The organism is Pseudomonas sp. R2-7-07, from assembly GCF_003852355.1.
GTDB lineage: Bacteria > Pseudomonadota > Gammaproteobacteria > Pseudomonadales > Pseudomonadaceae > Aquipseudomonas.
Window position 1 is genome coordinate 4,153,121 of the sequence record NZ_CP027759.1, and the last position, 23,155, is coordinate 4,176,275.

At 61.3% G+C, this 23,155-nt stretch carries 17 protein-coding genes; 7 read left to right on the top strand and 10 right to left on the bottom strand.

Annotation, left to right across the window (positions count from 1 at the left end):
* Positions 1–229: 229 nt before the first annotated feature.
* Together smc and C4J86_RS19020 are read right to left on the bottom strand one after the other, a co-directional pair.
* Positions 230–3,718: a chromosome segregation protein SMC gene (smc, locus tag C4J86_RS19015; RefSeq protein ID WP_124371504.1), complete on the bottom strand. Its 3,489-nt coding sequence runs from the start codon at positions 3,716–3,718 to the stop codon at positions 230–232.
* 2 nt (positions 3,719–3,720) lie between these two features.
* Complete coding sequence (locus tag C4J86_RS19020; protein WP_124371505.1) at positions 3,721–4,380, bottom strand: GntR family transcriptional regulator; 660 nt, start codon at positions 4,378–4,380, stop codon at positions 3,721–3,723.
* 280 nt (positions 4,381–4,660) lie between these two features.
* On the opposite strand from C4J86_RS19020, the gene xdhA reads away from it, so the two are divergent.
* The 4 genes from xdhA to guaD all read left to right on the top strand — a co-directional run bounded on the left by xdhA (position 4,661) and on the right by guaD (position 10,766).
* The gene (gene xdhA / locus C4J86_RS19025; protein WP_124371506.1) at positions 4,661–6,109 is read left to right on the top strand and encodes a xanthine dehydrogenase small subunit; all 1,449 of its coding nucleotides are present in this window, start codon (positions 4,661–4,663) and stop codon (positions 6,107–6,109) included.
* A complete protein-coding gene (gene xdhB / locus C4J86_RS19030; RefSeq protein WP_124371507.1) occupies positions 6,102–8,492 on the top strand; it encodes a xanthine dehydrogenase molybdopterin binding subunit in 2,391 nt (796 codons plus the stop codon). The genes xdhA and xdhB overlap by 8 nt, the downstream gene beginning before the upstream one ends.
* Before the next feature lie 119 nt (positions 8,493–8,611).
* Positions 8,612–9,454 (top strand): xanthine dehydrogenase accessory protein XdhC, encoded by an 843-nt coding sequence (xdhC, locus tag C4J86_RS19035; RefSeq protein WP_124367944.1) that lies wholly within the window; start codon positions 8,612–8,614, stop codon positions 9,452–9,454.
* A gap of 7 nt (positions 9,455–9,461) precedes the next feature.
* Positions 9,462–10,766: a guanine deaminase gene (guaD, locus tag C4J86_RS19040; protein WP_124371508.1), complete on the top strand. Its 1,305-nt coding sequence runs from the start codon at positions 9,462–9,464 to the stop codon at positions 10,764–10,766.
* A gap of 138 nt (positions 10,767–10,904) precedes the next feature.
* On the opposite strand, the gene C4J86_RS19045 is transcribed toward guaD, so the two are convergent.
* Positions 10,905–11,669 (bottom strand): GntR family transcriptional regulator, encoded by a 765-nt coding sequence (locus C4J86_RS19045; RefSeq protein WP_124363916.1) that lies wholly within the window; start codon positions 11,667–11,669, stop codon positions 10,905–10,907.
* Between the two features lie 214 nt (positions 11,670–11,883).
* On the opposite strand from C4J86_RS19045, the gene C4J86_RS19050 reads away from it, so the two are divergent.
* Positions 11,884–13,074 carry a benzoate/H(+) symporter BenE family transporter gene (locus tag C4J86_RS19050; protein WP_124363918.1) on the top strand — a complete coding sequence of 397 codons (1,191 nt, stop codon included), beginning with the start codon at positions 11,884–11,886 and terminating at the stop codon, positions 13,072–13,074.
* Between the two features lie 38 nt (positions 13,075–13,112).
* On the opposite strand, the gene C4J86_RS19055 is transcribed toward C4J86_RS19050, so the two are convergent.
* Positions 13,113–13,457 (bottom strand): YggL family protein, encoded by a 345-nt coding sequence (locus C4J86_RS19055; protein ID WP_010208515.1) that lies wholly within the window; start codon positions 13,455–13,457, stop codon positions 13,113–13,115.
* A gap of 236 nt (positions 13,458–13,693) precedes the next feature.
* On the opposite strand from C4J86_RS19055, the gene dacB reads away from it, so the two are divergent.
* Positions 13,694–15,154: a D-alanyl-D-alanine carboxypeptidase/D-alanyl-D-alanine-endopeptidase gene (gene dacB / locus C4J86_RS19060; protein ID WP_124371509.1), complete on the top strand. Its 1,461-nt coding sequence runs from the start codon at positions 13,694–13,696 to the stop codon at positions 15,152–15,154.
* Between the two features lie 2 nt (positions 15,155–15,156).
* On the opposite strand, the gene C4J86_RS19065 is transcribed toward dacB, so the two are convergent.
* The gene (locus tag C4J86_RS19065; protein ID WP_124371510.1) at positions 15,157–17,544 is read right to left on the bottom strand and encodes a GGDEF domain-containing protein; all 2,388 of its coding nucleotides are present in this window, start codon (positions 17,542–17,544) and stop codon (positions 15,157–15,159) included.
* Between the two features lie 130 nt (positions 17,545–17,674).
* A complete protein-coding gene (rlmKL, locus tag C4J86_RS19070; RefSeq protein ID WP_124371511.1) occupies positions 17,675–19,939 on the bottom strand; it encodes a bifunctional 23S rRNA (guanine(2069)-N(7))-methyltransferase RlmK/23S rRNA (guanine(2445)-N(2))-methyltransferase RlmL in 2,265 nt (754 codons plus the stop codon).
* Positions 19,940–20,471: 532 nt separating this feature from the next.
* Between rlmKL and rmf the strand changes: the two genes are divergently transcribed.
* Positions 20,472–20,687: a ribosome modulation factor gene (rmf, locus tag C4J86_RS19075; RefSeq protein WP_002553055.1), complete on the top strand. Its 216-nt coding sequence runs from the start codon at positions 20,472–20,474 to the stop codon at positions 20,685–20,687.
* 135 nt (positions 20,688–20,822) lie between these two features.
* On the opposite strand, the gene C4J86_RS19080 is transcribed toward rmf, so the two are convergent.
* The 4 genes from C4J86_RS19080 to C4J86_RS19095 all read right to left on the bottom strand — a co-directional run bounded on the left by C4J86_RS19080 (position 20,823) and on the right by C4J86_RS19095 (position 23,151).
* Positions 20,823–21,842, bottom strand: a complete 1,020-nt coding sequence (locus C4J86_RS19080) for a quinone-dependent dihydroorotate dehydrogenase (protein ID WP_124363922.1) — start codon at positions 21,840–21,842, stop codon at positions 20,823–20,825.
* 85 nt (positions 21,843–21,927) lie between these two features.
* The gene (locus tag C4J86_RS19085) at positions 21,928–22,362 is read right to left on the bottom strand and encodes a transglycosylase SLT domain-containing protein (protein ID WP_256681707.1); all 435 of its coding nucleotides are present in this window, start codon (positions 22,360–22,362) and stop codon (positions 21,928–21,930) included.
* Positions 22,363–22,381: 19 nt separating this feature from the next.
* Positions 22,382–22,768 (bottom strand): winged helix-turn-helix domain-containing protein, encoded by a 387-nt coding sequence (locus tag C4J86_RS19090; RefSeq protein WP_124371512.1) that lies wholly within the window; start codon positions 22,766–22,768, stop codon positions 22,382–22,384.
* Between the two features lie 161 nt (positions 22,769–22,929).
* Entirely contained in the window at positions 22,930–23,151 is a 222-nt protein-coding gene (locus C4J86_RS19095) for a FliM/FliN family flagellar motor switch protein (protein WP_124371513.1), read from the bottom strand.
* Positions 23,152–23,155: the final 4 nt, after the last annotated feature.

Sequence of the window (23,155 nt, forward strand, 5' to 3'; positions counted from 1 at the left end):
AAAAATAAGGGGTTTAGCACCGTGCAAACCGCTTTAAAACGTGGCGCCAACTCTATGTTCTGACTGACGTTTTGCCCACGCATACGAAAAATTGACATTAAACTAGCACGACCAAAGATAACTTTACACCGTCTGTCAAAATGCCTTGAACAAATATGTCCATTTGCCACTTTTGCCAAACCGGTAAATCGCCCTACGGCGTGCCGTAAAAATTCCTTCCTGCCTTACCTCAGGATTCCACCATCTTCATCGCTTCTTCTACATCCACCGCCACCAAACGCGAACAGCCTGGCTCGTGCATCGTCACGCCCATCAACTGATCGGCCATTTCCATGGCGATCTTGTTGTGGGTGATATAGATGAACTGCACGGTCTGGGACATCTCCTTGACCAGCCGAGCGTAGCGTCCAACGTTAGCGTCATCCAGCGGTGCGTCAACTTCGTCGAGCATGCAGAACGGTGCCGGGTTCAGCTTGAAAATGGCAAATACCAGCGCCAGCGCCGTCAGGGCCTTTTCGCCGCCGGACAACAAATGGATGGTGCTGTTCTTCTTGCCCGGAGGCCGCGCCATGATCGTTACCCCTGTATCGAGTAGATCTTCGCCCGTCAGTTCCAAGTAGGCGCTGCCACCACCGAAAACTTTTGGGAATAACGCCTGTAAACCGCCATTAATCTGATCAAAGGTATCCTTGAAGCGGTTGCGGGTCTCCTTGTCGATCTTGCGGATCACATTTTCCAGGGTGTCGAGGGCTTCGACCAGGTCGGCGTCCTGGGCATCCAGATAACGCTTGCGCTCGGATTGCTGCTGGTACTCATCGATGGCCGCGAGGTTGATCGCACCGAGTCGCTGGATACGCGCGGCAATCCGCTCAAGTTCTTCTTCGGCGTCTTTTTCGTTGGCCTGGGCGGTCAGTGTGTTGAGCACGCCGTGCAGGTCATAACCGTCTTCGAGCAGTTGATCCTGCAAGGTCTTGCGGCGCACGGTCAGGGCTTGCCATTCCATGCGCTGTTGTTCGAGCTGGCCGCGAATCAACTGGGACTGCTGCTCGGCCACGGTGCGGCGCTTTTCGGCGTCGCGCAGTTCGCGGTCGGCGTCTTCCAGGGCGATCTGCGCGGTCTTGAGTTCTTCGTCGACGCTCATGCGTTTGTCGAGCAGTTCTTCAAGCTTGAGGCGCAGCTCTTCAAGGGGCGCTTCGCCCTCCTCCAGGTTGAGGCTCAGTTGCTCGCGCTTTTCGGTGAGACGTTCCGATTGCATCTCCAGGCGCTCGAGGGCCTGGCGCGTGGAATCATGTTGGGCACGCAACGAGCCCAGGCGCACCGCCAACTGGTGGGCGTGGTCCTTGTGCTGACGGGCTTCCTGGCGCACGCGGTCGAGGCGCTCGCGCAAACTGTCACGCTGGGCCAGCAGCAGTTCGCGCTGCTCGGTGTCCAGGGCCATGCTGTCGAGGGCTTCCTGCAGGTGCAGGCGCGCTTCGCCGACCTGTTCATGCTCCAGGGCGCGCTGTTCGCCCATCTCGGCGACTTCTTCGTCAAGGCGGGTGCGGCGCAGGGTCAGCTGTTCGACCTTGGCCTTGCTCGCCGACAGCTGGGCTTTGAGTTCGCCTTGCTGGCGCGCCTCGTCCTGCAACAGGCGGCGCAGGTGTTCGCGGCCGGTCTCTTGCTGGCGCTGGGTAGCGCGCAGGGTTTGCAGTTCGGTTTCCAGGCTTTCCAAGGTGGCTTCGCGCTCTTCACGTTCGGCGCTCAGGTTGACGATTTCCTGGCCACGGGCCAATACGCCGCTTTCAGCTTCGCTGGCACGCCGCACGCGCAGGAAGTGCCGGCCGACCCAGTAACCGTCACGGCTGATCAGGCTTTCGCCGGCCGCTAACTGGCCGCGCTGGGCCAAAGCCTGCTCAAGGGTTTCCACAGGTTTGACCTGGCCCAGCCACGGCGACAGGTCAATCGCCGCCTCGACCTTGTCCAGCAGGCTGCCCGGCACGCGCGTGCCATCGGCGGCTGGGCTGAGCAGGCGCAAGTCACCCTGGGCGAAACCGGCCAGGTCTAAGCCGCCAAAATCATCCACCAGCACCGCTTGCAGGTCGGCGCCCAACACGGTTTCCACCGCCAGCTCCCAACCGGCTTCTACTTTCAAACCCTCGGCCAGGCGCGGGCGTTCGGCCAGGTGCTGGTCGCGCAGCCATTCGGCGGTGCCGGTGCCAGGGTCCAGCGCGGCTTGCTGCAAGGCTTCGAGCGATGCCAGCCGCCCGTTGAGCCGCTGCAAATCGCCCTGGGCCTGCTGCTGCGCCTGGGTTGCGGTGTGCAGTTGCTGGCGCAATTGCTCCAGGCGTTCCACTTGCTGCGCTTCGCTGGCCTCGAGCTCTTCCAGGGTCATTTCGCTTTCGGCCAGTTGCTCGCTCAACTGCAGGATCGCCGCGTCTTCCGGGTCGGCGGCGAGCAACACGCGCTCTTCCTGCAGACGGCGCTGACGCTCGGCCAAACGCTCCATGCTGGTTTCCAGTTGCTGGATACGCGACTGCTGCACCTCGGCCTGGCGCCGCGGTTCGGCGGATTTGAGATTGAACGTGTCCCACTGCTCCTGCCAGCCGTGCATGCTGGTTTCGGCCTCTTCCAGCGCCGCCGCTGCTTCTTCGGCGGCGGCGCTGGTGATTTCCTGCTCGGGGGTGAGCATGTCCAGCTCTTCGCCCAGGGTCAGCAGCAAGGTACGGTCGTGGCCCAGGTGCGATTCGGTCTCCAGGCGTGCGCGTTCGGCTTCCTTCAGATCGTCCTGCAACTGGCGCAGACGCTGCTGGCCGTGCTGGATGCTCTGTTCGACCCGGGCAATGTCGCCGCCCACCGAATAGAAACGCCCCTGCACCAGATTGAAGCGTTCGGACAGCTCATGGTGCCCGTCCCGCAGGCGTTCGATACTGGCGTCGGCGTTGCGCTGCTCGGCCACCAGCGCTTCGAAGCTGACTTCCTGGGTGCCGATGATCGCCTCGCGCTGGCCGACCTGATCGTTCAACGCCTGCCAGCGCAGGGCCGACAGTTGGGCCTTGAGCTGGCGCTCTTCGCCCTTGTATTCCTGGTATTTCTCGGCGGCCTGGGCCTGGCGATGCAGGCGCTCCAGCTGGCGTTCCAGTTCTTCGCGCAGGTCGGTCAGGCGGGCGAGGTTTTCATGGGTGCGGCGGATGCGGTTTTCGGTCTCGCGGCGGCGCTCCTTGTATTTGGAGATGCCGGCCGCTTCCTCGATGAAATTGCGCAGGTCTTCGGGCTTGGCTTCGATCAGCTTGGAGATCATGCCCTGCTCGATGATCGAGTAGCTGCGCGGGCCCAGGCCTGTGCCGAGGAAGATATCGGTGATGTCGCGTCGACGGCATTTGGTGCCGTTGAGGAAGTAACTGTTCTGGCTGTCGCGCGTGACTTTACGGCGGATGGAGATTTCGGCGTAGGCCGCGTACTCGCCGACCAGGGTACCGTCGGAGTTGTCGAACACCAGTTCGATGCTGGCCTGGCTCACCGGTTTGCGGCTGGTGGAGCCGTTGAAGATGACGTCGGTCATCGACTCGCCGCGCAGGTTTTTCGCCGAGCTCTCGCCCATCACCCAACGGACGGCGTCGATGATGTTCGACTTGCCGCAGCCATTGGGCCCGACCACCGCCGCCATATTACTGGGGAAGTTCACCGTGGTCGGGTCGACGAAGGATTTGAACCCCGCCAATTTGATGCACTTGAGCCGCACGCTTAGGCGTCCGCCAACGCTGCGATCACCAGCGAGCTGCTGCGCTGGCAGTAGGCCGACAATACCAGGCGGATCTGCGCCAGGTCACGGGCCAGCACGGCAGCGAGCAACTGTTCGAACAGCGTCAGGTACTCGCTCATTTCCGCCTTGCGCTGCTCCAGGGCCAAATAATAGGCGCGGTTCATTGCCGGCTGCAGGTTCTCGACGGTTTCCTGCAGATACGGGTTGTTGGCGAAGGGGTACGCGGCGCGCATCACATTGAAGCTTTCTTCGACGAAGGCGCGGATGTCCTGGCGCTCATAGCTGGCCATCAGGCGCTGCTGGATTTGCAGGAAGGGCGCCATGTCGGCCTGGCTCTGCCAGCCTTCGGCAACCGCATTGCCGAGCAGGATGTACATCTCGCCCATCAACGTGCACAGGCTCTGCACCTTGTGCGCGCTGAGTTCGGTGACGTGGGCGCCACGGCGCGGCAGGATCGCGATCAGGTGCCGACGCTCGAGGATCAGCAGGGCTTCGCGCACGGAACCACGGCTGACATTCAGCGCCAGCGTGACTTTCTGTTCCTGGATCCGCTCCCCAGGCTTGAGATCGCCGCGAATGATACGTTCGGCGAGGTGGTGAGCGATTTGCTCGGCGAGACTGTCCGGCGCCTTGAACGTCATGTTTTCCCTTCAAAATCTGCTATCGGTACAAGCGCGGCAGTGTAGCGCATTGGCCCGCTGATGGCGCTACGCCCACGGTGGCGAATTTGGCATGAAACACGCAAGCCTGGAAAGCCACAAGCCCCTGAAAACACCGGTTCCAGAAGACTGAACCATAATTGAATAGGTTGTGACCGCAGTTTCTTGACCCTTAGGTCAGAAAATCATTGACCGAAAAGTCAGACATGACTAGATTCGGCGCAAAGCGGTTAACAACAATAATGAATCTGCGAGGCCTTCCGTGATCCAGTTTTTACTTAACCAGGAACTCCGTAGCGAGCACGCCCTGGACCCCAACCTGACCGTGCTCAACTATTTGCGTGAGCATGTGGGCAAATCCGGCACCAAGGAAGGCTGCGCCAGCGGCGACTGTGGTGCATGCACCGTGGTGGTCGGCGAGTTGCACCGCAACGATCAAGGCGTCGAGCAGATTCGTTATCGCAGCCTCAATTCGTGCCTGACCTTTGTCTCGTCGCTGCACGGCAAGCAACTGATCAGTGTCGAAGACCTCAAGCACCAGGGCCAACTGCACAGCGTGCAGCAGGCGATGGTCGAGTGCCACGGTTCACAGTGCGGCTTCTGCACCCCGGGTTTCGTGATGTCATTGTTTGCCCTGCAAAAGAACAGCGACGCCCCCGACAGCCAGAGAGCCCACGAAGCCCTGGCCGGCAATCTGTGCCGCTGCACCGGCTATCGCCCGATTCTGGCCGCCGCCGCACAGGCCTGCTGCAACAAGCCTCAGGACCAGTTCGACAGCCGCGCCGCCCAGACCATCGCGCAGCTCAAGGCCATTGCGCCGACGCAAACCGGTGAACTCAACAGTGGTGACAAACGCTGCCTGGTGCCGCTGACCGTCGCCGACCTGGCCGACCTCTACGACGCCTATCCACAAGCCCGCCTGCTGGCCGGCGGCACCGACCTGGCGCTGGAAGTCACCCAGTTCCATCGCACCCTGCCGGTGATGATCTACGTCGGCAATATTGAAGAAATGAAGCGCATCGAATCCTTCGACGACCGCCTGGAAATCGGCGCCGCCACCGCCCTCTCCGACTGCTACGCCGCGCTGCACCACGAATACCCCGACTTCGGCGAATTACTGCATCGCTTCGCCTCGCTGCAGATCCGCAACCAGGGCACCCTCGGCGGCAATATCGGCAACGCCTCGCCGATTGGTGATTCGCCGCCGTTGCTGATCGCTCTTGGAGCACAGATTGTGCTGTGCAAGGGCAATACCCGGCGCACCCTGGCGCTGGAAGACTACTTCATCGACTACCGCGTGACCGCTCGCCAGGACAGCGAATTCATCGAGAAAATCATCGTACCCAAGGGCCACTCACTGTTTCGCGCGTACAAGGTCTCCAAGCGCCTGGACGATGATATTTCTGCCGTGTGCGCCGCCTTCAACCTCAAGCTCGACAACGGTGTGGTCAGCGAGGCCCGCGTCGCCTTCGGCGGCATGGCCGCCATCCCCAAGCGCGCCAGGCACTGCGAGACGCAGCTGACGGGTGCCACCTGGAACGCCGCCACCGTGGAGAAAGCCTGCGCCGCCCTGGCCGAGGATTTCACCCCGCTCTCGGACTTCCGCGCCAGCAAGGAATACCGCCTGCTCAGTGCGCAGAACCTGCTGCGCAAATACTTCATCGAACTGCAAACGCCGCACATCGAGACTCGGGTGACCGCTTATGTCTAACCATCACGCCGTGGAAAAAACCCAGGCCGAACTGGCCGAACTGTTCGCCCGCGACCTGACCTCCGGGGTCGGCCGCAGCGTCAAGCATGACAGCGCCGCCAAGCATGTCAGCGGTGAGGCGCAATACATCGACGACCGCCTCGAGTTTCCCAACCAGTTGCACCTGTATGCGCGCATGTCCGACCGCGCCCACGCGAAAATCCTCAGCATCGACACCGCGCCCTGCTACGCCTTCGACGGCGTGCGCATCGTGATCACTCACGAAGACGTACCGGGCCTGAAAGACATCGGCCCGCTGATGCCCGGCGATCCGCTGCTGGCCATCGACACCGTGCAGTTCGTCGGCCAGGTGGTACTGGCCGTGGCCGCCCGTGATCTTGAGACCGCCCGCAAAGCGGCCATGGCGGCGGTGATCGAATACCAAGACCTGGAGCCGGTACTGGACGTGGTCGAGGCGTTTCGCAACAAACACTTCGTGCTCGACAGCCACACCCATCAACGCGGTGATTCAGCCGGCGCTTTGGCAGCGGCGAAACACCGCATCCAGGGCACGCTGCACATCGGCGGCCAGGAACATTTCTACCTGGAGACCCAGATTTCCTCGGTGATGCCCACCGAAGACGGCGGGATGATCGTCTACTGCTCCACGCAGAACCCCACCGAAGTGCAGAAGCTTGTCGCCGAAGTGCTCGACGTGTCGATGAACAAGATCGTCGTTGACATGCGCCGCATGGGCGGTGGCTTCGGCGGCAAGGAAACCCAGGCCGCCAGCCCCGCCTGCCTGTGCGCGGTGGTGGCGCGCCTCACCGGCCAGCCGACCAAGATGCGCCTGCCGCGGGTCGAAGACATGCTGATGACCGGCAAGCGCCACCCCTTCTATATCGAATACGACGTGGGCTTCGACGCCGCCGGCCGTTTGCACGGCATCAACCTGGACCTGGCCGGCAACTGCGGCTGTTCGCCAGACTTGTCCAACTCGATTGTCGACCGCGCGATGTTCCATGCCGATAACGCTTATTACCTGGGCGACGCGACGGTGAACGGCCATCGCTGCAAGACCAACACCGCCTCCAACACCGCCTATCGCGGCTTCGGTGGCCCGCAAGGCATGGTCGCCATTGAGGAAGTAATGGACGCCATCGCCCGCCACCTGGCGCTGGACCCGCTGGCGGTGCGCAAGGCCAATTACTATGGCAAGACCGAACGCAACGTCACCCACTACTACCAGACCGTCGAGCACAACATGCTCGAAGAGATGACCGCCGAGCTTGAGGCCAGCAGCCAATATGCCGAGCGCCGCGAAGCGGTCCGCCTGTACAACGCCCACAGCCCGATCCTGAAAAAAGGCCTGGCGCTGACGCCGGTCAAATTCGGCATCTCGTTTACCGCCAGCTTTCTCAACCAGGCCGGTGCGCTGATCCACATCTACACCGACGGCAGCATTCACCTGAACCATGGCGGTACCGAAATGGGCCAAGGCCTGAATACCAAGGTCGCCCAGGTGGTGGCCGAAGTGTTCCAGGTCGACATCGACCGCGTGCAGATCACCGCCACCAATACCGACAAGGTGCCCAACACCTCGCCGACGGCGGCCTCCAGCGGCGCCGACCTGAACGGCAAGGCCGCGCAGAATGCCGCCGAAACCATCAAGCAGCGCCTGGTGGAATTTGCCGCGCGCAAGTACGACGTCAGCGAGGCGGACGTGGAATTTCGCAACGGTCATGTGCGCGTGCGTGAACAGATCCTGAGCTTCGAGGCGCTGATCCAGCAGGCGTATTTCGCTCAGGTCTCGCTGTCGAGCACCGGCTTCTACAAAACCCCGAAGATCTTCTACGACCGCAGCCAGTCACGCGGGCGGCCGTTCTACTACTTCGCCTTTGGCGCGGCGTGCTGTGAAGTGATCGTCGACACCCTGACCGGCGAATACAAGATGCTGCGCACCGACATCCTCCACGACGTCGGCGCCTCGCTGAACCCGGCCATCGACATCGGCCAGGTGGAAGGCGGGTTTATCCAGGGCATGGGCTGGCTGACCATGGAAGAGCTGGTGTGGAACAACAAGGGCAAGCTGCTCACCAACGGCCCGGTCAGCTACAAGATCCCGGCCGTGGCGGACATGCCGCTGGACCTGCGGGTCAAGCTGGTGGAAAACCGCAAGAACCCGGAGGACACGGTGTTCCATTCCAAAGCCGTGGGTGAACCGCCGTTCATGCTCGGGATTGCCTCGTGGTGCGCGATCAAGGATGCGGTGGCGAGCCTGGGTGACTATCGGCATCAACCCAGGATCGATGCGCCGGCTACGCCGGAGCGGGTGTTGTGGGGGTGTGAGCAGATGCGGCAGTTGCAAACAAACGCCACTCAAGCTGCAACCGAGCTGGCTTGATCGTTCCCACGCTCTGCGTGGGAATGTCGGCCTGGACGCTCTGCGTCCGCTCTTGTGACGCAGAGCGTCACGGTATGCATGCCCACGCGGAGCGTGGGAACGATCTAACTGAGGTGACCATGAACAACTGGATCAGCGCCCTCGCCGACCTGCAGAACCAAGGCGAACCCTGCGTGCTCGTCACCATCATCGAAGAGCTTGGCTCCACGCCGCGCAACGCCGGCTCGAAGATGGTGATCAGCGCCGCCCACACCTTCGACACCATCGGCGGCGGGCACCTGGAATACAAGGCGACGCACATCGCCCGCGACATGCTTGCCCGTGGCCAGCAGAACACCCATCTGGAGCGTTTCAGCCTCGGCGCGAGCCTGGGACAGTGCTGCGGCGGCGTGACGGTGCTGCTGTTCGAACCCATGGGCCAGGTGCAGGCGCAAATTGCGGTGTTCGGCGCCGGCCATGTGGGACGTGCGCTGGTGCCGTTGCTGGCGAGCCTGCCGTGCCGGGTGCGCTGGATCGACTCGCGCGAGCAGGAGTTTCCGTCACACATCCCCCAGGGCGTGCGTAAAATCGTCAGCGAAGAGCCGGTCGACGAAATCGCCGACTTGCCGGCGGGCAGCTACTGCATCGTCATGACCCACAACCATGCACTGGACCTGGAGCTGACCGCCGCTCTGCTCAAGCGCAATGACTTTGCCTACTTCGGCCTGATCGGCTCCAAAACCAAACGGGTCAAGTTCGAACATCGCCTGCGCGATCGCGGCTTCGACACCGCGCACCTGCAACGCCTGCGCTGCCCGATGGGCCTCAGCGAAGTGAAAGGCAAATTGCCAGTAGAGATCGCCATTTCCATCGCCGGCGAAATCATCGCCACCTACAACGCCCATTTCGGCCAGCACACCGCCAGCGCCGAACCCATTGCCAAACTGCTGCCGGTATCTCGCCGCAGCCAAGCCAAGAATTGAGATCAGCATGCCTTTGACCCGCAAAGCCTACCGTGCCGCCATCCTGCACAGCATCGCCGACCCCGCCGAGGTTGGCATCGACGCGTCCTATGAGTATTTCGAAGACGGCCTGCTGGTGATCGACAACGGCCGGATCAGCGCGCTTGGCCACGCCAGCGACCTGCTGCCGACCCTGCCCGCCGATATCGACGTCACGCACTATCAGGATGCGCTGATCACCCCCGGCCTGATCGACACCCATATCCACCTGCCGCAGACCGGCATGGTCGGCGCCTATGGCGAGCAGTTGCTGGACTGGCTCAACACCTACACCTTCCCGTGTGAAAGCCAGTTCGCCGACAAGGCGCACGCTGACGAAGTGGCGGATATTTTCATCAGGGAACTGCTGCGCAACGGCACCACCACCGCGCTGGTGTTCGGCAGCGTGCACCCGCAATCGGTGAACGCGTTCTTTGAAGCCGCCGAAAAACTCGACCTGCGCATGATCGCCGGCAAGGTGATGATGGATCGCAATGCGCCGGATTATCTGACCGACACGCCGGAATCCGGCTACCAGGAAAGCAAGGCACTGATCGAGCGCTGGCACGGCAAGGGCCGCCTGCATTATGCGGTGACGCCACGTTTCGCCCCCACCAGCACGCCGGAGCAACTGGCATTGGCCGGGCAACTGCTGGGGGAGTATCCGGACCTGTATATGCAGACCCACATCAGTGAGAACAAGCAGGAAGTCGAATGGGTGAAGGCGTTGTTTCCAGAGCGCAACGGCTATCTGGACGTGTACGACCACTACAAACTGCTCGGCGAACGCTCGGTGTTTGCCCATGGCGTGCACCTGTGCGACGACGAATGCGCACGGCTGGCAGAAACCGGCTCGGCCGTGGCGTTCTGCCCGACCTCGAACCTGTTCCTCGGCAGTGGCCTGTTCAACCTGCCGATGGCCGAGAAGCACAAACTGAATGTAGGCCTGGGCACCGACGTGGGCGGCGGCACCAGTTTCTCGCTCCTGCAAACCTTGAACGAAGCCTACAAGGTCATGCAGTTGCAGGGCGCGCGGTTGAGCCCATTCAAGTCGCTGTACCTGGCGACCCTGGGCGGTGCGCGCGCGCTGCGCCTGGAAGACAAGATCGGCACCTTGCAACAGGGGACGGATGCGGACTTTTTAGTGTTGGACTACAACGCTACGCCGTTGCTGAGCTATCGCTTGAAGCAGGCGAATAACATTGCCGAGACGTTGTTTGTGTTGATGACCCTGGGGGATGACCGGACGGTGTTGCGGACGTATGCAGCGGGGCAGTTGGTGCACCAACGCTAATTTCAGCCGCAACACAAAACAAATGTGGGAGGGGGCTTGCTCCCGATAGCGGTCGGTCAGTAACAAATATGTTGTCTGATACACCGCAATCGGGAGCAAGCCCCCTCCCACATTTTTATCCCAGGTGAGTCAGGGAAGTTACAGTTTTACCGACGAGCGCCCTGGCTTCTTGGTCTGCAACAAATGCGAGAACACCGCATGCAGATCATCCGACGCGCTCTCCTCATCGAGGTTGAGCTTGCTGTCGATGTGGTCCATGTGATGCATCATCAAATCCACCGCCAGTACCGCATCCCGGGCTTCGATCGCGTCGATCAGTTGGGTGTGTTCATCGTAGGAACAGTGCGAGCGGTTGCCGCTTTCGTACTGGGCGATGATCAAGGAGGTCTGGGACACCAGGCTGCGCTGGAAGCTGATCAGCGGCGCATTCTTCGCCGCTTCAGCCAGCTTCAAGTGGAATTCGCCGGAGAGGCGGATGCCGGCGCCACGGTCGCCACGGGAGAAACTGTCGCGTTCGTCGTTGACCATCTGGCGCAACTGGGCCAGTTGCTCAGCGGTAGCGTGCTGCACCGCCAGCTCGGTGATCGCCCGCTCCACCAGGCGCCGCGCCATGAACACTTGGCGGGCCTCGTCGACGCTCGGGCTGGCGACGACCGCGCCACGGTTGGGCCGCAGCAGTACCACGCCTTCATGGGCCAGGCGCGACAACGCGCGGCGAATGATGGTGCGGCTCACGCCGAAGATTTCGCCCAGTGCCTCTTCACTCAATTTGGTGCCGGGTGCCAGGCGTTGTTCGAGGATCGCCTCGAAGATATGCGCATAGACGATATCGTCCTGGGTTCCGCTGCGACCGGCCTTGCCGGCTCGCGGTTGTTTCTTGAGAGGTTGCAACTGTTCGTTCATGGGCACTCGGGTTTGGAGAACGGCGGCGAATTAACGGTAATACGGCAACAGCGGGTCGCTGGCAAGTATCACCTGAAAACAGGGCACATTGTACACAACCCACTGCGCCAACACACTGTACGGCTGTTTGCGGCGTCGGCTGTATTGCAATGAGTCGTTGCGTTTGAGTTTAGGCTTGAATCCGCAACTTCTCTTGCACAAGGATCATCTTTCCATGACCGACGCCACCCAAGCGCCCTTGCGCCCGCTGGCCGACACTTCGCCTTCGGCCATCGTCGCCGGTTTCATCGCCATGATGACCGGCTACACCAGTTCGCTGGTGCTGATGTTCCAGGCCGGCCAGGCCGCCGGTTTGACCACGGCGCAGATTTCGTCGTGGATCTGGGCGCTTTCCATCGGCATGGCGGTGTGCAGCATTGGCCTGTCCCTGCGCTATCGCACGCCAATCACCATTGCCTGGTCCACACCCGGCGCGGCGCTGCTGATCACCAGCCTGGGTGGGGTCACCTACGGCGAGGCCATCGGCGCCTACATCACCTGCGCGGTGCTGGTGACCCTCTGCGGGCTGACCGGCAGCTTTGAAAAACTGGTCAAGCGCATCCCCGCCTCACTGGCGGCGGCGTTGCTGGCGGGGATTCTGTTCAAGATCGGCAGCGAAATTTTCGTCGCCGCGCAGCATCGCACCGGCCTGGTGCTGGGGATGTTTTTCACATACCTGGTCATCAAGCGCCTGTCGCCGCGTTATGCCGTGCTGGCTGCACTGGTGATCGGCACCCTGCTGTCGGGCTTGATGGGGCTGCTGGACTTCAGTGGCTTTCACCTGGAAGTCGCGGCACCGGTGTGGACCACGCCGCACTTCTCACTGGCGGCGACCATCAGTATCGGCATCCCGCTGTTCGTGGTGGCGATGACCTCGCAAAACATGCCGGGTATCGCCGTGCTGCGCGCCGACGGCTACAGCGTGCCGGCCTCGCCATTGATCACCACCACCGGCCTCGCCTCACTGGTGTTGGCGCCCTTTGGCTCCCACGGCATCAACCTGGCGGCGATCAGCGCGGCGATCTGCACCGGGCCGCACGCCCATGAAGACCGCAACAAGCGCTACACCGCCGCCGTATGGTGCGGGGTGTTCTACGGGATTGCCGGGGTGTTCGGCGCCACCTTGGCGGCATTGTTCGCAGCGTTGCCCAAGGAACTGGTGCTGTCGATCGCGGCCCTGGCATTGTTTGGCTCAATCATCAATGGCCTGAGCATCGCCATGAATGAGCCGAAGGAACGGGAAGCGGCGCTGATTACCTTCATGGTCACCGCGTCAGGCTTGACGCTGTTTTCCATCGGTTCGGCGTTCTGGGGAATTGTGGCGGGGGTGTTGACGCTGCTGATCCTGAACGGACGCAAGGCATAAAAAAAACGGCGACCCTCAGGTCGCCGTTTTTTTCAGTATCACTTAGCCGCGTTGATCGGCTTTTCCGGATACCACACGTCCAGCAACGGGCTGACTTCAGCCTTGGTCAGCTCGGAACGGGTTTTCAGCCAGGCTTCGACAGCAGCACGCTGCTCTTCGGAGACCGAGCCGCGCTTCTGCAGGCAAACCAGACCGTAGTCATCGCCGCCGACATAGCCCAGACCGTTGGCTTCCATGGCTTCTTTGATGAATGCTTCGAGGAAAGCGTCGATAGCTTCTTCACTCAGGCCTTCTTTGAAGTCCAGGTTCAGTTCGAAACCCAGCTCTTGAAATTCATCAACGCACAGTTTTTTGCGCAGACGCTGGGAACGGTTAGTCGCCATTGGAACAATCCTCATAAGTAATAACGGGCGGCACTTTAGCAGTTTAAGGCGGCAATTGCCCGACTCTCTGGGACGGGCGGCGCTTAAGCGATAAAAAAACCCCGATTCCCCGCTATCGTTCAGCTACACGTAAGCTCCGCTTGGGGCATAATGCCGACACTTTCATGACCAATGAGGGATTTTCTTACACACCCCTCGCCTTTTTCCACCCTTCTCAGCAGTAGGGTTTTATTTCTATGATCAAATCTTTACGTTCTGTTTTCCTCGCTGGTGTTCTCCTGCCACTGGCCGTTTGCGCCACCGCCGCCCCCATCAATACCACCCTGCCCCCCAGCGTCGCACAGGCCCTCCAGAAGGCAAAACTGCAAAATACCGCGTTGTCCCTGGTGATGCTGCCCTTGAACGGCCCCGGTACGCCGACCGTATTCAATGCCGACGTGTCGGTGAACCCGGCCTCCACCATGAAACTGGTGACGACCTACGCGGCCCTGGAGATGCTCGGCCCCAACCATCAGTGGAAAACCGAGTTCTACACCGACGGCGTACTCAGCGGCGGCGTGTTGCGCGGCAACCTGTACCTCAAGGGCGGCGGCGATCCCAAGCTGAATATGGAAAAACTCTGGCTGTTGATGCGCGACCTGCGCGCCAACGGCGTACAGCAGGTCACCGGCGACCTGGTGCTGGACCGCAACTTCTTCCAACAGCCGCAATTGCCGGAGTTCAATGACGACGGCAATGACGAGAACAAGCCGTTCCTGGTCAAGCCCGATGCGCTGCTGGTCAACCTCAAAGCCCTGCGCTTCGTGACACGCAACGATGCCGGGCGGGTGATCGTGTCGGTCGAGCCGCCGATTGCGAGCATTCGCATCGACAACCAGGTGAAAGTCTCCAACGCCAAACAGTGCACCGGTGACGTGCGCTACAGCCCGATGACCGCCGCCGATGGCAGTATGACCGTGACCGTCAGTGGCCAGTTGGCGGACGGCTGCAGTTCACAGACCTACCTGTCGCTGCTCGACCATGCCACCTACACCGCCGGCGCCGTGCGTGCGATCTGGAAGGAATTGGGCGGCACCATCCAGGGCCGCGATATCCAGGCGCCAGTGCCCAAGGATGCCAAGGTCCTGGCCCGGGCATTCTCGCCGGACCTGGCGGAAATCATCCGCGACATCAATAAATACAGTAACAACACCATGGCCCAGCAACTGTTCCTGAGCCTGGGCGCGCAGTTTCGCAACGATGCCGATGGCGACGATGCCAAGGCCGCGCAACGCGTAGTACGTCAGTGGCTGGCGAAAAAAGGCATTACCGCGCCACACCTGGTGATGGAGAACGGTTCCGGCCTGTCCCGCGCCGAACGGATCAGCGCCCGCGAAATGGCGGCCATGCTGCAAGCGGCCTGGAAAAGCCCCTACGCCGCCGAGTACATCAGCTCGCTGCCGATTGCCGGCACCGACGGCACCATGCGTAAACGCCTGAAGACCACCGCCATGCGCGGCGAAGCCCATGTGAAGACCGGAACCTTGAACACCGTGCGCGCCATCGCCGGGTTCAGCCGTGACAACAACGGCAACACCTGGGCGGTGGTGGCGATTCTTAACGACTCCAAGCCGTGGGGCGCGTCGTCGGTGCTGGACCAAGTGCTGCTGGACCTGTATCGCCAGCCGAAGGCGGTTGCAGCCGCGCCAGTGCTCTAGCACTATTCAACGCCGCTGCCACAGAGTTCCACCCGGTCCCTGCCCGTCTGCTTGGCGGTATACACCGCCGAGTCCGCGCGCAACAGCAACCCGTCAATGCCTTCATCGACACGCCAGCTGGCCACCCCAAAGCTGGCGGTGACGATGCCCGCCGGCGCCATCGGCGTGCTGCGCAACGACTGCCACAACTGCGTCGCCAAGTGGTAAGCCTGGGCGCCATCGGTGTGCGGGCATAGCACCACGAATTCTTCCCCACCCAACCGACAGAACACATCGGTGCGGCGCAAGCGTTGGCTGATTCGCCTGCACAGCTCCTGCAACACACCGTCCCCGGCGCCGTGCCCGTACTGGTCGTTGACCCGCTTGAAGTGGTCGACATCCAGCATGATCACCGACAGCGCCCCAGACGTACGGGTGTGGCGCAGCAGTTCGGCTTTCATGCGGTCCTGGAAATAGCGGCGATTGTGGATGCCCGTCAGGGAGTCAGTGATGGACAGCGTGCGCAACTCTTCTTCCACGCGCTTGAGGTCAGAAATATCCGACACATAACCGTGCCACAACGTACCGCCGCCGGGTAATTCCTCCGGCGTGGCCTCGCCACGAATCCAGCGCAGGCCGCGCTGGGGCAACTGCACGCGATACTCTTCGCGCCAATGGCTCAGTTGCAGCGCCGACAAGCGTATCGACGCGCGTACCCGCTCAAGGTCCAGGGGGTGAATGCGTTCCAGGAGCTTGCCCGCATCCTGCTGCAACACGCCAAGCTCGATCTCATAGATATCGCGCATGCCTTCGCTGGCGTAAATGAAGCGCCAGCTGTTGTGGGGCTCCAGGGTGAACTGGAAGATGCCGCCAGGCACATGGGCACTGAGCTTTTTCAGCAAGCGATCGCGCGCGGCCAACGCTTCATAGGCGCGCTTCTGCTCAGTGACATCCAGGTAAATCGCCAAATGCCCGACCCACAGGCCATGGTCATCCAGCAACACCGTGACCAGCATGTTTACGGTCAACGAGCTGCCGTCCTCGCGCACCAGCGTCCATTCGCGGGCATCCTGTTGACCGTCGGGACTTTCCACCAGCATCGCCTGGCTCGGCGCGATACGCTTGCCCAGCGCCACACTCAAACGCATGGCGCGGGTCTCGAGCTCGGCGGCCAGGTGCAGGCGCTCCAACGTCAGGCGGCCCACCACGTGCTCGCCCTTGAACCCCAGCATCCGCTCGGCCCCGGCATTGAACATGTTGATGACACCGCGCAAGTCCGTGGCAATGATTGCGACGTGCGTCGCCGCATTCAGCACGCTGCGCAATTGACCATGCGCGCCCCGTAGCTCCTGTTCACGCATGCGCAACTGAGCGGTACGCTGCTCCACCAGGGTCAACGCCCGCTGGCGTTGGCTGACCAACACATAAAGCAAGGCACTGAGCAGCACACTCAACAGCACGCCCATGATCAGTATGGTGTTGGTCGAGGAATGGTTGGCCTTGTCGAATACCTCACTGGCACGCAGGCTCAGCGCGTAGACGTGGTCACCGAGGGTAAGACGTCGGGCGGCGACAAGGTCGCTGCCGCCCGGCGCATTGCTGGACGCATACAGCACACGCTGCTCAGTGTCGGAGGTGTCGACGATCTGCATCGCCAGGTTATCCCGGTTTGCCTTGGGCAACCCATCGGCCACCAGTTGGCGCAGGCTGATCACCGCCATGACGTAACCGTACGGCTGGGCATCGACGGACTTGCTGACCGGCGCCACCAACAGTACCCCTGCGGCATAGGCCGGTTCCACGCCCACCAATTGCATGGGCTGGGACACCGCCACCTTGCCGCTTTTTTGCGCACGCTCCAGCACAGCGCGCCGCAGGGGTTGGGCCAGCAGATCAAAACCCAGCGGCGAGCCCAACAGACTTTGGGTCTGGCTGTATAACACCGGTACATATTCATCGCGCTCGGCAGCGGGCGCCAGCTCACCTGCCGAATTCAGTTCACGGATGTTGAAAGGTACGCCGCGCTGGCGCGAGATGTCCTGTTCAAACCGGCTGCGCTGATCCCGAGGCACACGCGGCGCCCAGGCATAGGCACGCGCATGCAACAACAAAGGCTGGGCGAAGCCGTCAAACTCGCTGCGAGACACCTCGCCGGAATTGACGAAGAAGCGGCGCAGGCTATCCAGGCGCAGCTCCTGGTCTTCGAAGCGCTCCTGAATCCGGCTGTAGCGCTCATTGACCAGCAACTGGAAGCGCTGGCGCACCTGCTGTTGATTGAGGTCGGCAGCGGCCCACGCGATGACCAGGGTCAGCGCGCTACCGATTGCCAAAACCACCAATGCCACCAGCCAAGCCGATGCCTGTTCACTGATAAAACCAAGGATCTTCGGGCGTACGGCTTGCATTGGCATAGGCGATACTCACAACGCCAGCGTGCGGGGTGTCACTTTTGGCTGGACGTTAAGTTATAGCCATCGGTGGGGGGTTTGACCAGCGTAAATACCGGCTGTGACGAGGGAGCTTGCTCCCTCGCCACACGCATCAGCGTGCGGTAATTTTCCAGGCGCGGTGGATCTTGGCGTTACGCGCGAAATCCGGGTCGATGGTCTTGTCGCTGATCTCCTCGACCGCATAGCGTTGGCTGAGGTTGTCTTCCAGCTGGAACTTGCGGAAGTTGTTCGAGAAGTACAGCACGCCGCCCGGCGCCAGGCGCGCCATGGCCAGGTCGAGCAATTGCACGTGGTCACGCTGCACGTCGAAAATGCCTTCCATGCGCTTGGAATTGGAGAAGGTCGGCGGGTCGATGAAAATCATGTCGAACTCATCGCGACTGGCTTCCAGCCACGCCATTACATCGCCTTGTTCCAGGCGGTTCTTGTCGGAAAAGCCGTTGAGGGAGAAGTTGCGACGCGCCCAGTCCAGGTAGGTCTTGGACAAATCGACACTGGTGGTGCTGCGCGCGCCACCCTTGGCCGCGTGCACGCTGGCGGTGGCGGTGTAGCAATACAGGTTGAGGAAACGCTTGCCCGCCGCTTCCTTCTGAATGCGCAGGCGCATCGGGCGGTGGTCGAGGAACAGGCCGGTGTCCAGGTAGTCGGTGAGGTTGACCAGCAGCTTCACGCCACCTTCGCTGACCTCGGTGAACTTGCCCTGGGCGCTCTGACGCTCGTATTGCTTGGTGCCGCTCTGACGCTCGCGACGCTTGACCACCACGCGACTTTTGTCGACGTTCAGTGCCTGGGGAATCGCCGCGAGCGCGTCAAACATGCGCGCCGAGGCTTTTTCCGGGTCGATGGACTTCGGCGCGGCGTATTCCTGCACATGCACCCAATCGTGATACAGGTCGATAGCCATGGAGTACTCCGGCATATCGGCGTCGTACACGCGGTAACAATCCACGCCCTCACGCTTGGCCCACTTGCCCAGCAGCTTGAGGTTCTTCTGCAGACGGTTGGCAAACATCTGCCCGCCTTCGCTCAAGCGGGCCTGCTCGACCACCGGGGCCGGGGCTGGCTTGATCGGGTTGCCGTTCTTGTTGTACTGACGCTCAACCGGTTCGGTCGGGGCCTGGTCGTAAACCGCTTGCTCACGTTCAGCCTGGCGCTGTTCGGGGGTACGACGCTCGCCGGTGACGAACTGATCCGGATTGACCTTGATCAGCAACAATTTGCACGGCAACGCGCCGTTCCAGAACGAATACTGTTTGTGGCTGCGGATGCCCATGCGCTTGCCCAGGTCCGGCGCGCCGGTGAACACTGCGGCTTCCCAGCCCATGCAAGCCTGGCGCAGACGCTCGCCAAGGTTCTGGTAAAGGTACAACAGGCTGGCCTCGTCACCCAAACGCTCGCCGTACGGCGGGTTGCAGATCACCAGGCCTTTCTGGTTCTGGTCCGGGCGCGGCTCGAACGTGCCGACTTCGCCCTGGTACACCTTGATCCAGTGGCTCAGGCCGGCGCGCTCAATGTTGTTGCGGGCCGGCTGGATCAGGCGCGGATCGGCTTCATAGCCACGCACCCACAGCGGGTTTTTGTTCATGCCGATAGCGGCACGTTCGGTGGCCTCGGCGTGCAGCTTCTTCCACAACGCCGGGACGTGTCCGAGCCACGTGGTGAAGCCCCACAGTTCGCGATTGAGGTTGGGCGCCATGTCGGCGGCGATCATTGCGCCTTCGACCAGGAAGGTGCCGACGCCGCACATCGGATCGGTCAATGCGCCGCCTTCGGCAGCGATGCGCGGCCAGCCGGCGCGGATCAGGATCGCGGCCGCCAGGTTTTCCTTCAACGGCGCGGCACCCTGCTGCAGGCGGTAGCCGCGCTGGTGCAGGCTGTGGCCGGACAGGTCCAGGGACAGGATGGCTTCGCCACGGTCCAGGCGCAGGTGGATGCGCAGGTCCGGGTTGATCTTGTCGATGGACGGACGTTCGCCAGTCGGGGTGCGCAGCTTGTCGACGATTGCATCCTTGACCTTCAGCGCGCCGAAGTGGGTGTTGTCGATGCCCGAGCCGTGACCGCTGAACTCCACCGCCAGCGTACCGTCGCTGACCATGTGGTCGGCCCATTCGATATCCAGCACGCCGTGGTAGAGGTCTTCGGCGTCCTTCATCGGGAAGCGCTTGAGCACCAGCAACACCCGGTTGGCCAGACGCGACCACAGGCACAGGCGGTAGGCGGTTTCCATGTCGGCCATGCCGCGCACGGCCGAGGTGTGCTCGCGGGCGTCCTCAAGGCCAAGCCCGACGGCTTCCTCGATCAGCAGGCCTTCGAGGCCCTTGGGGCAGGTGAGGAAGAGTTCAAAACGGTCCGACATGGGGCATTCCAGGCTTTTCAGCAATCAATGAACGGGCGACGCATCGCCGGTTCGGTTTTCAATCAAGCACTTTTCTTGAAGAGTGCTCGCGTGGCACGAATGTGCCGTTCCACCTCGTCTGACGGGCCTTTGGGCCTTTAGTGACGGGGCAGAAGAAGAATTTGAAGCAACAAAAAGAAATATTCCGACCCTTCGTCGAATAATAACCGACTGCAACAGGTGGGCATTCTCACCAAAGGATTAAACACATTCTCTTCGCAGGGCACATCATAGCTGGCTTTGCCTAGGAAAAGGGGCGAAAAGCCATCCCAGCTTATGGCTATAGCATCGTTATCGTTACGTGCTTATGACAAAACGATCATTGAATCCATGTGACCTATTGGTTAGAACTCAACACAGGTTGGCGCCGTAACGACGCCGACACATCGGCTCGCCACGCCGGCAGCGAGCCCACCAACGGCAGAAAAACTCTGCCCGGCCTCACACGAGGCCGAAGGATATCTAGACAGTCAACAAGTGAGGGAAACACCCTATGAGAAGACTTAAGCGTGATCCGTTGGAAAGAGCATTTTTACGCGGATATCAATATGGCGTTCATGGAAAATCCCGTGAGCTTTGCCCATTTACTCTACCGTCGGTGCGCCAAGCCTGGATCAATGGCTGGCGAGAAGGACGAGGCGACAACTGGGACGGTATGACTGGCACTGCGGGTATCCACAGACTCAACGAACTTCACGCCGTCGGCTAATCAGGGCACTTAATTCCGACACATCAACTTGAATATGTAGCGACTTAACCACGCACGTCCTATCCGGGCGGCGGGCTTCGGCCCAGGGGCTCCTTTATGGAGCCCTTTTTATTGCCTGTGTCCACACAAGCGCCTTCAGCGCAGGGCGGCGATCGCGTCCACCGCTTCGCGAATCAGCGCGGGGCCTTTGTAGATGAAACCGGAGTACAGCTGCACCAGGCTTGCGCCCGCCGCGATCTTTTCAGCCGCGTGTTTGCCTTCGGTGATCCCCCCCACGGCGATGATCGGCAGGCGCCCCGCCAGTTCGGCCGCCAGCACCTTGACGATATGGGTGCTTTTGTCCCGTACCGGCGCGCCGGACAGACCGCCCGCCTCGTCACCGTGAGCGAGGCCTTCGACGCCCACACGGCTGAGGGTGGTGTTGGTCGCGATCACCGCATCCATGCCCGCGTTCATCAGGGCCTGAGCCACCAGCACGGTTTCTTCATCGCTCATATCGGGAGCGATCTTGATCGCCAATGGCACTCGCTTGCCGTGGCGCACTGCCAGGTCTTCCTGGCGCTGGCGCAATGCTTCGAGCAATTGCTTGAGGGAGTCGCCGAACTGCAGGCTGCGCAAGCCCGGGGTGTTGGGCGAGCTGACGTTGACGGTGACGTAGCTGGCGTGGGCGTAGACCTTGTCCAGGCAGATCAGGTAATCGTCCACCGCACGCTCTACCGGCGTGTCGAAATTCTTGCCGATGTTGATACCGAGGATGCCCTTGTACTTTGCCGCCTGAACCCGTGACAACAAATGGTCCACACCCAGATTGTTGAAGCCCATGCGGTTGATGATCGCCTCGGCTTCCGGCAGGCGGAAGATCCGGGGCTTGGGGTTGCCCGGTTGCGGCCGAGGCGTCACGGTGCCGATTTCGACGAAACCGAAACCCAACTGCGCAAACCCGTCGATTGCCGCACCGTTCTTGTCCAGGCCGGCCGCCAGCCCGACCGGATTGGGGAACTCAAGGCCCATCACCGACACCGGTACTTTCGCCGCAGCCTTGCATACCAGGCCATTGAGCCCCAGGCGGCCACCGGCACCGATCAGGTCCAGGGACAGATCGTGGGAGGTTTCCGGGGAGAGTTTGAACAACAGCTGGCGGGCCAGGGTATACATGGGCGGGCTAGACTCGGATGGCGGCGAAAGGTGGCGCGATTATAGCCGGGGACACACGCTGCATGCGAGGCGTGCCGCCCAATCGTCAATTACGATGGGCCATCAGTGCCGCATAACGCGCCCAGACTTTTTCGGCGTAGCGCATGCGCAACGCGTCACGCTCCGCCCCGGCGCCCGCTCCCACATTGTAGGAACCCACCGCCGTCCAGTTATAGCCGAAACGCTGAACGAACCCGGCAAGAATCGAGGCACCGACCTCCACCGACAAACACGGCTCGCTCAACAGCCGCTCTTCGGTAATGCCCAGCTTGAGCAGGCGAGGCAGGTGACTGCTGTTGATTTGCATCAAGCCGATATCATGCGTGCCATTAGCGTTGGCATAGTTGATCGCTTCTGCGCGGTACCCCGACTCTACCGCTGCGATGGCCTGCAGCAACTCCGGCTCGAAGTCGTAACGACGCGCCACTTCATCCCAGCAGTAGGCCAGGGCCTGGTTGCTGCCCATCAGCAAGCCCAGCATCAGGCCCCTGCCCCACACTTTAAACACTGCTGATCTGCCCGCACGCCGAACACACGTGCATGACGTGCTTGGGCTCGGCGTTCCGGACCTGCACAGGGCAGGTAAAACGGTAGCCCTTGCCATACACGGTCTTGATAAACCCTTTGTCGGACTTCAAGTGTCTGCGCAAGGCGTAGATGCAACGTGTCAATGACTCATCAGCCACCTCGCCCCGGGGCCAGGCAAGCGCCAACAAGCGGTCCTTGGTCATCAACGAACCGCCGGAAACCAGCAACAGTCGGAGCACGCTCCCCTCTTTGGGCGGCAGTTGAATATCGGTTTCCCTACCCGTGAGCCGACCATCTTCATGCAAGGTCCAGTGAGCGAAAACCAGGGAATTTGTCGATTCTTCAATCCCGATGTCCATAAGGCGTCCTGCACATTCGACTGCTGACATTCAAATCCTTCTTGCTGTGACGGCTCACTCGCCCGATGCCATGACTATAAAAACCTGTCTCGCGTATCACGCTAGGAAAAACCCTATTCAGTCAGCGTTTTTCAGCGTCTCGTTGTAAGACAGTTCACCACTCAACCCGAACGAGGTAGCCATTCCTGATACACCTCATGCAATTCAACGCCTAACCGGTCCTCCAGCTGCACCAACTCACCCACAGCCATCAACTGCCCGTTGACCCGCACCTCCACGCAGTGGATGACCTCAGGCGCCAAAGGCAACACTTTCCCCGGCGCAAACGCAGCCAGACGCTTACGGCTGATCAATTGCTCCTGCAGCAGTATTTCCAGGTACATGGAC

Bases quoted from the DNA above. Each gene is read 5' to 3' on its own strand.
- C4J86_RS19090 (WP_124371512.1), bottom strand. From the start codon at position 22,768: ATGGACATCGGGATTGAAGAATCGACAAATTCCCTGGTTTTCGCTCAC.
- rmf (WP_002553055.1), top strand. From the start codon at position 20,472: ATGAGAAGACTTAAGCGTGATCCGTTGGAAAGAGCATTTTTACGCGGA.
- C4J86_RS19050 (WP_124363918.1), top strand. From the start codon at position 11,884: ATGACCGACGCCACCCAAGCGCCCTTGCGCCCGCTGGCCGACACTTCG.
- C4J86_RS19055 (WP_010208515.1), bottom strand. From the start codon at position 13,457: ATGGCGACTAACCGTTCCCAGCGTCTGCGCAAAAAACTGTGCGTTGAT.
- C4J86_RS19095 (WP_124371513.1), bottom strand. From the start codon at position 23,151: ATGTACCTGGAAATACTGCTGCAGGAGCAATTGATCAGCCGTAAGCGT.
- C4J86_RS19020 (WP_124371505.1), bottom strand. From the start codon at position 4,380: ATGACGTTCAAGGCGCCGGACAGTCTCGCCGAGCAAATCGCTCACCAC.
- C4J86_RS19045 (WP_124363916.1), bottom strand. From the start codon at position 11,669: ATGAACGAACAGTTGCAACCTCTCAAGAAACAACCGCGAGCCGGCAAG.
- C4J86_RS19085 (WP_256681707.1), bottom strand. From the start codon at position 22,362: ATGCTGGGCTTGCTGATGGGCAGCAACCAGGCCCTGGCCTACTGCTGG.
- C4J86_RS19065 (WP_124371510.1), bottom strand. From the start codon at position 17,544: ATGCCAATGCAAGCCGTACGCCCGAAGATCCTTGGTTTTATCAGTGAA.
- rlmKL (WP_124371511.1), bottom strand. From the start codon at position 19,939: ATGTCGGACCGTTTTGAACTCTTCCTCACCTGCCCCAAGGGCCTCGAA.
- xdhB (WP_124371507.1), top strand. From the start codon at position 6,102: ATGTCTAACCATCACGCCGTGGAAAAAACCCAGGCCGAACTGGCCGAA.
- xdhC (WP_124367944.1), top strand. From the start codon at position 8,612: ATGAACAACTGGATCAGCGCCCTCGCCGACCTGCAGAACCAAGGCGAA.
- guaD (WP_124371508.1), top strand. From the start codon at position 9,462: ATGCCTTTGACCCGCAAAGCCTACCGTGCCGCCATCCTGCACAGCATC.
- C4J86_RS19080 (WP_124363922.1), bottom strand. From the start codon at position 21,842: ATGTATACCCTGGCCCGCCAGCTGTTGTTCAAACTCTCCCCGGAAACC.
- dacB (WP_124371509.1), top strand. From the start codon at position 13,694: ATGATCAAATCTTTACGTTCTGTTTTCCTCGCTGGTGTTCTCCTGCCA.